Origin of the sequence: Pseudanabaena biceps PCC 7429 (genome assembly GCF_000332215.1) — a bacterium.
GTDB lineage: Bacteria > Cyanobacteriota > Cyanobacteriia > Pseudanabaenales > Pseudanabaenaceae > Pseudanabaena > Pseudanabaena biceps.
In genome coordinates, this window is sequence record NZ_ALWB01000207.1 from 1 (window position 1) to 9,675 (window position 9,675).

The following is a 9,675-nucleotide window of genomic DNA, read 5'->3' on the forward strand; positions in this document are numbered from 1 at the left end:
AGAATTAGCGTTGCGGCGCGAAGCGCCGCAACGTCTAATTTTTCACTGGGAAGGGAGTAGCTACTTAAGTTTACTTATATACTGGTGTTACGTAGAAGTTTACAAGCCCAAATCTTAATGGGAACTACCATGACACACAAGTTATCAGCTCTATCGTTAGTTGCTAATAATCTCCCATCAATTCCCCTTAAAAAAGGGGAAGAAGAAAATCCTCCTTTTTTAAGAGGGATTGATGGGGGATCTACAGACTGAAACGTAGATAAAGAGGCTTGCTTGCACAGGGGAGTTATACCAATTCACAAAAGTGTTGTCACACTTTTGTGAATTAAAAAGCAAACCTACTAAAGGTTTTCAAGTTAAGAAATGGCGTAGCCATTTCTTAACTTGGTATAACAATTGTCTGCATTAAGTTAAGTAAGAAAAATTATGTTGTCAACAGATGAAACTCGTTTTACGCAATTTGGTTGTGGACTTTGCGCTCCTTCTCAATGGTTGAATTTTGATGTTAGTCCAGCTATGCGGTTACAAAGCTTACCAATTATTGGCAAGCTAATTCCCTCTGGTGCTTTTGGGAGATATCCAACCAATGTGCTATATGGTGATATTGTAGAATCTCTGCCAATTCCTGACGGAAGTGTAGAGTTATTATATTGTTCTCACGTACTGGAACATATGAGTTTGGAAGAATTGCGTTGTGCTTTAAGAAATTGTTATAGACATCTTAAAGTAGGAGGAATTTTTCGATTGGTAGTTCCAGATTTAGAAGCAATGGTTAAATTGTATATTCATTCAACAGAGCCTGAAGCTGCCCATGAATTTATGAGAATAACTTTGCTTGGCAAAGAACAGCGTCGAAGAGATTTACTTAGTTTTGTTAAAGACTGGTTGGCGGGAAACAATCATTTATGGATGTATGACTATAATTCGCTATCAATGGAATTGGCTAAAGCAGGTTTTCAAAATATACGTAGGGCTCGGTTTGGCGATTCCAATATTGAAGCTTTTGGAGATGTTGAAGACCCTAACCGTTGGACAATGGAACTCGGCATTCATTGTCAAAAAGGCTAATCTAACGTCAGTTCGGATTAAGCTGGCAAATTTTAAAAGTCCAAAAGTAAAAGCCTTGCGTAGCAAGGCTTTTACTTTTGGGCTTTGAGAAAGGTTTTGCTTAGCAAAACCTTTCTCAAAGCCCGTTTCAAATTATCCCGAACTCACGTTATTTGTAAAAAAGCTATAAGCAGCTAGGCATAATTAATTACAGATCCAAACCTGTAAAGTTGCGCCCCGCAGGGGCGCAACTTTACAGGTTTCCGTAATTTATTTTGCACGAGTACCTATGTAAAAAGATTAGCCTTCGGAAGAGCTTTTTACGAATACACCAGATCCAAAATCACTACCGTAACCTTCCTCACCATGAATAGGCAAGTCAATACCTTGTTCTTCAACTGAGGCAGGAACTCTCAAGTCCATAAATAGTTTGAGGACAAAAAGAATAACGAATGTAGCCACAGCTGAAAACACATAGGTAGTAGCAACGCCATAAAACTGAATCAAGATCTGCCCAGCATTACCATCCAACAGTCCAAGATTGATATCTGCTCCTTTGGCATCCTTCATCAAATTTGCAGCCTTAGTAGCAAATACACCTGTCAAAAGTGCGCCAACTGTTCCTCCAACACCATGGACAGAGAAAGTGTCTAAGGAGTCGTCGAACTTGAACTTAGCACGCAAGCTTACAGCGATAAAGCAGCATACTGCGGTAATAGAGCCAATTAGAATTGCACCAATGGGAGTAACAAAACCTGCCGCAGGAGTAATACCCACTAGTCCAGCTAAAAAGCCACTGGCAATACCAACTGCGGTTGGTTTACCCCGCAAAACCCATTCAACTATTAGCCAAGTCAAGCCACCCGAAGAGGTAGCAACTGTCGTAGACACAAAGGCAACTGAAGCGATCGCACCAGCACTGAGAGCGCTACCAGCATTAAAGCCAAACCAGCCAAACCAGAGCAAGCCGATGCCTAAGAGTACGTAAGGAACGTTGTGAGGAGTATGGGGTCTAGTAGCAAAGTCTTTGCGTGAACCCACGACCAGAACGGCAACAACAGCAGCAACACCTGAGCTGATATGTACAACCGTTCCACCAGCAAAGTCTAAAGCACCTAGTTCTCCTAAAAATCCTCTTCCCCATACCATATGGGCTAGAGGGGAGTAAACAAAGGTAGACCAGAGCAAAATAAACCAGAAATAAGCCTTAAAGCTCATGCGTTCAACGATCGCCCCTGAAATCAATGCAGGAGTGATGATTGCAAACATCATTTGATAAACCATGAACACGGCATGGGGGATCGTTCCCGCATAGCCAATAGGATCTACGTCATCAAACTTGACCTTATTAAGAAAAGTCCAATCCAGCCCACCAATAAACTTTTCCAAACCTTGACCAAAGGTACCATCAGCCACCTTGGCAGTTACATCAAAAGCTAAGCTGTAGCCCCACAGTACCCAAGTAACACCAACAACTGCCATGAGCAATAGGCTCATCATCATCGTGTTCAATACGTTACGGGTACGGACTAAACCACCGTAAAAGAAAGCTAACCCAGGTGTCATCAACAATACAAGGGCTGCTGCTACCAACATAAAGGCAGTATCACCTGAATTAATGGGTGAAGCTGCTGGAGCAGGAGCAAGCAGCTTGTCAAGCGCGGCTTTCTGATCTTTTGTTAAAGTTACAACATCACCACTTGCCGAAGGGGCAGGTGAAGCGCTAGGCGATGCCGAAGGTGAAGCACTGGCTGAAGCACTAGGGGATGCCGAAGGTGAAGCGCTAGCCGAAGGGCTTGCAGATGCACTAGCTGAAGGGCTTGCCGTAGAAGTAGCAGTGCCAGTTGGGCTTGCCGAAGCAGAGGGAGAAGTAGTCGCTTGAGCCCAAGTCTGCCCTGTAAAAGGAAAACTCACCAACCACAGGACTAGCAACGCACTCAATAGAAATTTTTTGATCACAGACTCTATCCTTTCACAAAGTTTTCTTGTCATCACAATAAGGCGACATGAGTGTGCAAACACCGTTTCAGGGAGCATTTCAAGGTTGAAACACTAAGAACATTTGGCGCTCACAATCCCATTTGTATAGTTACCATAGAGAATTTATTCAAGAATGATTTCATCAACTTATACGGCATTCATTTGTATTAGAAGCTACATTTCTTATATTGGGAGCGATAAAATCTATGGATTAATGCTGAAATTATGACTACAGCATCAAAATTAGACCTGCTTGAGAGTGTGTCATGTAACCTGCAATTCAGGTTTTAAATTGAAAAGAATAAGATTTTATTCATGAATATCTATGCTCTAAAAATAAGGCTCTAAGAAATATGCTTTCAAAATTAGGCTTTCAAAATTAGGCTTTCAAAATTAGGCTCTAAGATAAGTTCCAATTAGCTACTCCCTTCCAACTAATCCCTTCCAACTAAGTAGCTAGGTGCAATTAAATATAAAACCCCAAAACCTATAGCGCACGCTGCGTAGCGTGCGCTATAGGTTTTGATTCTGGTTTTTAATTATGCCCAGCTACTTAAAGAAATAGAAATATATAGCTACAGTCAATTGACTTAGGACAATATAATAAATCCCAAGAATTGACTGACAGAGCTTTTCGCCGCAGTCAATTCTTGGGATTTATGTTCTAGTAAACTTGGCGACAGCTATAAAACCAAGAAATAGTGGTGCGGGGCTTTGCTCCGCACCACTATTTCTTGATGGGGAAGAGAGTAGACGTAATTAAACTTAAAACAAAAAAACAAATATCTAGGTCACACGCCCATAGCAATGTAAGGTTTGTTTAATTACGCTCAGTAAATGAGCTATGTTAATTCGATCACACGCTTAAAAGCTGCTGTGCTAGAGTTGGTGTAATTTAAAAAATCTCACATTCCTCACACAAATCACTTTTCAGGAAGTTGACATGGCAAAAGGCGGACTTGTACTTGGTACAACAGCAGCATTAGCTGCGGCTGTGGCAGTTGTTGGTTTTCAGCTAGCAAACCCTAGCATCGCCGCATTTCGGGATAGTCCTAAAGAAATCGTTGATGAAGCTTGGCAGCTAATTAACCGTGAATATGTTGACGGCTCTTTCAATAAGGTTGACTGGCGACAGGTCAGACGGCAATACGTTGAAAACCGAGATTATTCATCTAAGGCTGAAGCTTATCGTTCGGTTCGGGAAATGCTTAAACTGTTAGACGATCCCTATACGCGATTTATGGATCCCGAACAGTTCAAGAGTATGCAAATTGATACATCGGGGGAGCTTACAGGGGTTGGTATCCAACTTGGGATGGATGATGCTACTAAGCAGCTAACGGTCGTTGCTCCCATTGAAGATTCTCCTGCATCCCGTGCGGGTGTTTTAACAAAAGACATCATTACTTCGATCGCTGACAAGTCTACTGATGGCATGGATATTAACCAAGCCGTTGCGTTAATCCGTGGTCCCGCAGGGACGAAGGTAAAGTTAGGGATCAAGCGTGGCGATCGCCAGTTTGATGTGGAACTAGAACGGGCAAAAATTGAGATCCATCCAGTTAAAGCCGAACTGCGCGACACAAATATTGGTAAGGTCGGCTATATTAGCCTGCGCCAGTTCAATGCTAATGCCGCTAGCGATATGCGTAAAGCAATCCAAGATCACGTAAACAAAGGAGCTGTAGGCTTTGTATTGGATCTGCGCTCTAACCCTGGTGGCTTGCTATATTCCAGTGCTGAAATCGCACGGATGTGGTTGGATAACGCCACCATCGTCTCCACGATCGATCGCAAGGGCGAAAGCGAGCGTTTAACCGCCAATCGTCAATCTCTCACCAACAAGCCCCTTGTAGTGTTGGTGGATGGTGGCTCGGCAAGTGCCAGCGAGATTTTATCTGGTGCTTTACAAGATAATAAGAGGGCGGTCATCGTTGGTACGAAAACCTTCGGCAAAGGTTTAGTCCAATCAGTTCATTCCCTAAGCGATGGTTCTGGTATGGCTGTCACTATCGCCAAATACTACACCCCCGTTGGTCGCGATATTAACCACATGGGTATTGTGCCCGACCAAGTTGTCGAGCTAACCAAGGATGATCTTGAGAGACTCAACAAAAATCGCGATTTAGTCGGTACGGTATCTGACCCACAATTTGCCAAGGCGATCGATATTCTATCGGGCGAGCTCAAAAAAGTAAGCTCTCGTTAAATTCTTAGATATAGCAATCTCAAGAAGAGAAGGTTGGCGCTTCGCGCCAACTTTCTCTTTAAATTAAAAGCCTTGCTTAGCAAGGCTTTTACTTTTGGGATTTTAAAATTTGCCAGCTTAATCCGAACTGACGTTACCTTAAATTTAAATATTAATATGTTTATTAATAAACTATTAATAAACAGCAGCCTATTTTCAATAGATCTAGCCTATGATTTGTGCATAATTTGGCAATAAACTAGGCTTGTGGGTAAACCTATGACACTTCAAGAAATTCCCCCTCCAATTAATCCGCGTCAAATGGATATTCTTCGTGCAGTAGCTGCCATGGCTTGGGCTGATGGTAAGCTTGAGCCCGATGAAATTAAGCTAATGCTTGATGAATTTGCAACTTTGTTTGCCCAAAATGACACCGAGCGTAGTACTCTTAAAGCGCGACTCAAAGACTATCTAGGGCAAAATATTCCCCTAGAAGAAGTGGTTCCGCATATCAAAAGTATTGAAGATCGGAAGATGACATTGCGACTTGGTTATCAAGTGATTCAAGCTAGTCGTCGCAATCCTAATGAGCCCATGATCAATCTTGATGAAGCTGCGGCTTACCAAAGGCTAGTAAGGATTTTAGACCTACCCTCTGAAGTTGTTGCTGACATCGAAGCTTCGATTGTACCTCCCGAAGAATCCTATCCCCATGGGCTGATTAAGGCTTTAGCCTCAAGACTGCATAAATTACTTGGAAATGTGAAGTAAATAGGCTAAGTGCCACCTAGGTTGGATGCGGTCAATCTTGTTAGCCTGACTAGATCTGATAAAAACCTTTGTTTTTAATCAAACTGAAATAACTAAGTCATTGTGCTTACTAGCGGTATCTATCGCCCCAAACTCAGATAAAGTGATTACTTACATCTTTAACAGCAAATCTTTAACAGCAAATATTTAAGAGCTACGAGCAGCCACTATGCGGGTGGAACCGATCTTCAGCAAAAAATTATGTCTGCCCCATTTTTTATGGGGTTGCCTGATGAGGCGGTGGTAAGAGCTACGGCTCATATGGTCACGCGCACCCATCCAGCAGATCAAGTAATACTCCTAGAAAATGACTGGGGCAACTCGGTTTACTTTATTTTGAGTGGCTGGGCAAAAATTCGCACCTATAACCTTGATGGCAAGGAAATAACCCTAAATATTTTGGGCTTTGGTGAAATGTTTGGTGAAATGGCTCCCCTCGATCAAGTTCCCCGTTCAACCGATGTAATTACCCTCACACCTACAACCATTGGGAGCCTACCCGCACCTGATTTTGTTCATCTCATTGAAACTGAGCCAACCGCAGGTATCCACCTAGCGAGATTGATGGCAAAACGTTTGCGTCAAGTTAATCGTCGCTTGCGCCTAAGGGAGGCTGATAGTACTTCTCGAGTTGCCGATGTCCTACTCTTTTTGGCTGAGGGACAAGGGACGAAAGGCAGTACTGGTTTAGAAATCCCCAATTTGCCCCATCGAGAACTGAGTAGTCTGAGTGGCTTAGCAAGAGAAACGGTAACTCGCGTGCTTGGTAAACTCGAACGCAAAAATTTAATCCAACGCATTCCCGATCGCGATGTATTGTGCATTCTCAATCCAGAGGGCTTAGAGGCTTTGATGGTTTGATTTGGCTTGATTTAGTTTGATTTGATTTTAAGGGTGGTAAGCAGGACTTACCATCTCTAATTGAGGACAATATTCTGTTATTATTAGGCTCGTTATTTGGTGGGTAAGAAGTATAAATGCTGAATCCAGTTGATTTCAGCGGTAGACCGTTTCATTTTGTAGGCATTGGCGGAATCGGCATGTCGGCGATCGCCTATATCTTAGCTAAGCAAGGCTTTACGGTTTCTGGCTCGGATCTTAGTAGCAATCGCATCACTCAAAAGCTACAGGATCTTGGGATCAAGATTTTCCAAGGACATCACGCGGATAATCTTGATCTCAGTAATGCACCACAGGTGGTCTGCTCCACGGCTATCAATCAACAAAATCCTGAATTTCAAGTCGCCTTAGCGAATAACTTACCAATTTTGCATCGTTCCGATTTACTGGCAGCGTTGATCGAGCAGTTTCAGGCGATCTCCGTAGCAGGTACCCATGGCAAGACGACCACAAGCAGTTTAGTAGGCTTTTTATTGCTCAAGGCAGGGCTTGACCCCAGCATTATTATTGGTGGTGAAGTGAGCGCATGGCAGGGTAATGCCCGTCTCGGTAATAGTAAATACTTGGTGGCTGAAGCCGATGAGTCCGATGGTACGCTCGTTAAATTCCGATCGCACATTGGCATTATTACCAATATCGAGCTAGATCATCCCGACCACTATCAGAATCTCGATCAGGTAGTAGAAATTTTTCAGACTTTTGCCAAGCGTTGTGATGTAGTGGTGGGATGTATTGACTGCCCCACAGTAACAGCCAATATTCGGTCGGATATTACCTATAGTTTGAGCGAGCCGACGGCTGACTATACGGTAGCTGAAGTGCAATATAATTCTGCGGACACCCAAGCTTTAGTAATCGAGCGTGGCAAGACCTTAGGGCGCATCTCCATTGGTTTACTAGGCAAACATAACCTCAGCAATACTCTAGCGGCGATCGCTGTCGCCCGTTATCTTGGAGTGGAGTGGCCAGCGATCGCGGAGGCTCTTCCCGATTTTGTGGGTGCAAGCCGCCGCTTTGAGGTTAAAGGCATCCAGAACGGCATTACTTTTGTCGATGACTATGCCCATCACCCTAGCGAAATTATGGCGACACTCGCCTCGGCAAGACAGCAGAATACGAGCAGTCGTGTCGTGGCGATCTTCCAGCCCCATCGCTATAGCCGCACCTACCGCTTTCTCGAAGAATTTAGCCATTCCTTTACCGAGGCAGATATGGTCATCGTCACCGATATCTATGCCGCGAGCGAGCCAAATGACGGCAAGATTACAGGTTCTCAGGTTGCCGAAGCGATCGCTGCTGCCCATGCGGAGAAAGCCCGTGACCAAATTCACTATTTACCAACCCTCCAAGATGTCCAATCATTTTTAGTGAATCATCTGGAGTTCGGAGATCTAGCTGTATTTCTGGGTGCTGGCAATCTCAATCAGGCGATCGCGCCCACTATGCAAGAATTAAGCCAAAACCCCAAAAAGTAATTCCCCAGTGTAATTCCCCAGTGTAATTCCCCAACGTAATTCCCCAGTGTAATTCCCCAGTTTTCTGCTTAATTAGCTTTACTCTCAAGCAAATGTCCCTCGCTCAAACCCAAAACTCAATCCGCTCGCACGTATCCCTTGCAAACCTAACTTCGATGCGTGTGGGTGGTGCGGCTGAGTACTTTACTTCGCCAAGGTCATCCCTAGAGCTAGCCGAGGCTTTGGCATGGGCTAACGATCTCCATATTCCCATTACAATTATTGGAGCGGGGAGCAATCTATTAATTAGCGATCGCGGCATAGAGGGGCTAGTAATTTGCACCCGACATTTACGCGGAATTGACTTCGATACCACATCGGGGCAGGTCACCGCTGCTGCTGGTGAGCCCGTTGCCCGCTTGGCAATCCAAGTCGCCAATTACGGCTGGGCTGGGTTTGAGTGGGCAGTGGGCATTCCTGGCACTGTCGGTGGATTGGTAGTTATGAATGCAGGAGCCCAAGGTGGATGTGCGGCTGATTGTCTAGTTTCCGCAGAGACCTTGAGCCTCATTGGAACAACTCAGCTAATTTATCCCCAAGAATTAAATTTTAGCTATCGGACTTCTGCTTTACAGGATGCCGAGCTACTAGTCACGGCTGCAACTTTCAAGTTCCAGATCGGCGGTAATCCCGAAGCGATCGCGGCAGACACCGAGGCAAAACTCAAAGCAAGACACACAACCCAGCCCTACCACCTACCTAACTGCGGTAGTGTTTTCCGCAATCCTTTGCCGCAATTTGCCGCCCGCCTCATTCAAGATGCTGGTTTAAAAGGCTATCGGATCGGTAATGCCCAAGTCTCAGATCTCCATGCCAACTTTATTGTCAATCTTGGCAATGCAAAAGCTAAGGATATTTTCAGTCTCATAGAACATATTAAAACCACCATTAGCGATCGCTACGGTGTGGTACTGGAAACCGAAGTTAAAACGATCGGTCATTTCTAAAGGTTTAGGGGTTGCGAGCGATCGCATTCATCTATAGATAGATTTAACATTTAAGTATTTACATTACTCAATATTTAAACTAATCTAATTTTATAGGCGCAAGCTTATTTATAAATTTTCATAACTCATTCATTCCCATACGGTTTATTTGCAATCATGACAACAGCAGTACAGAGACGCGAAAGCGCATCTATCTGGGATCAGTTTTGTAACTGGATTACAAGCACCAACAACCGTCTATACATCGGTTGGTTCGGCGTAATCATGATCCCATGCCTATTGGCAGCAA

At 44.0% G+C, this 9,675-nt stretch carries 8 protein-coding genes and 1 pseudogene; 8 read left to right on the forward strand and 1 reads right to left on the reverse strand.

The window, feature by feature from the left end; all coding sequences use genetic code 11:
• Positions 1-129: 129 nt before the first annotated feature.
• Both PSE7429_RS27610 and PSE7429_RS18325 read left to right on the forward strand, forming a co-directional pair.
• Entirely contained in the window at positions 130-252 is a 123-nt protein-coding gene (locus PSE7429_RS27610) for a hypothetical protein (protein ID WP_267879019.1), read from the forward strand.
• Positions 253-426: 174 nt separating this feature from the next.
• Positions 427-1,068 carry a class I SAM-dependent methyltransferase gene (locus PSE7429_RS18325; RefSeq protein ID WP_009628814.1) on the forward strand — a complete coding sequence of 214 codons (642 nt, stop codon included), beginning with the start codon at positions 427-429 and terminating at the stop codon, positions 1,066-1,068.
• A 279-nt stretch (positions 1,069-1,347) separates the two neighbouring features.
• Here the strand turns inward: PSE7429_RS18325 and PSE7429_RS18330 are convergent, their stop codons facing one another.
• Positions 1,348-2,697 carry an ammonium transporter gene (locus tag PSE7429_RS18330; protein WP_040689456.1) on the reverse strand — a complete coding sequence of 450 codons (1,350 nt, stop codon included), beginning with the start codon at positions 2,695-2,697 and terminating at the stop codon, positions 1,348-1,350.
• A 1,273-nt stretch (positions 2,698-3,970) separates the two neighbouring features.
• Here PSE7429_RS18330 and ctpC point away from each other — a divergent pair.
• From ctpC to PSE7429_RS25735, 6 genes and pseudogenes are all read left to right on the forward strand, one after another.
• A complete protein-coding gene (gene ctpC / locus PSE7429_RS18335; RefSeq protein WP_009628816.1) occupies positions 3,971-5,236 on the forward strand; it encodes a carboxyl-terminal processing protease CtpC in 1,266 nt (421 codons plus the stop codon).
• A 258-nt stretch (positions 5,237-5,494) separates the two neighbouring features.
• On the forward strand, positions 5,495-5,986 hold the full coding sequence (locus PSE7429_RS18345; RefSeq protein ID WP_009628817.1) for a tellurite resistance TerB family protein: 492 nt from the start codon (positions 5,495-5,497) through the stop codon (positions 5,984-5,986).
• 240 nt (positions 5,987-6,226) lie between these two features.
• Positions 6,227-6,886, forward strand: a complete 660-nt coding sequence (locus PSE7429_RS18350) for a Crp/Fnr family transcriptional regulator (RefSeq protein WP_040689455.1) — start codon at positions 6,227-6,229, stop codon at positions 6,884-6,886.
• A gap of 116 nt (positions 6,887-7,002) precedes the next feature.
• Positions 7,003-8,400 (forward strand): UDP-N-acetylmuramate--L-alanine ligase, encoded by a 1,398-nt coding sequence (gene murC / locus PSE7429_RS18355; RefSeq protein WP_009628820.1) that lies wholly within the window; start codon positions 7,003-7,005, stop codon positions 8,398-8,400.
• Positions 8,401-8,492: 92 nt separating this feature from the next.
• Positions 8,493-9,386, forward strand: a complete 894-nt coding sequence (murB, locus tag PSE7429_RS18360) for a UDP-N-acetylmuramate dehydrogenase (protein ID WP_009628821.1) — start codon at positions 8,493-8,495, stop codon at positions 9,384-9,386.
• Between the two features lie 156 nt (positions 9,387-9,542).
• Positions 9,543-9,675, forward strand: a pseudogene (locus PSE7429_RS25735) (photosystem II q(b) protein); the annotation flags it as partial.

Excerpts from the sequence above, each read along its gene's own strand:
- murB (WP_009628821.1), top strand. The coding sequence starts at position 8,493 with ATGTCCCTCGCTCAAACCCAAAACTCAATCCGCTCGCACGTATCCCTT.
- ctpC (WP_009628816.1), top strand. The coding sequence starts at position 3,971 with ATGGCAAAAGGCGGACTTGTACTTGGTACAACAGCAGCATTAGCTGCG.
- PSE7429_RS18325 (WP_009628814.1), top strand. The coding sequence starts at position 427 with ATGTTGTCAACAGATGAAACTCGTTTTACGCAATTTGGTTGTGGACTT.
- PSE7429_RS18345 (WP_009628817.1), top strand. The coding sequence starts at position 5,495 with ATGACACTTCAAGAAATTCCCCCTCCAATTAATCCGCGTCAAATGGAT.
- PSE7429_RS18350 (WP_040689455.1), top strand. The coding sequence starts at position 6,227 with ATGTCTGCCCCATTTTTTATGGGGTTGCCTGATGAGGCGGTGGTAAGA.
- PSE7429_RS27610 (WP_267879019.1), top strand. The coding sequence starts at position 130 with ATGACACACAAGTTATCAGCTCTATCGTTAGTTGCTAATAATCTCCCA.
- murC (WP_009628820.1), top strand. The coding sequence starts at position 7,003 with ATGCTGAATCCAGTTGATTTCAGCGGTAGACCGTTTCATTTTGTAGGC.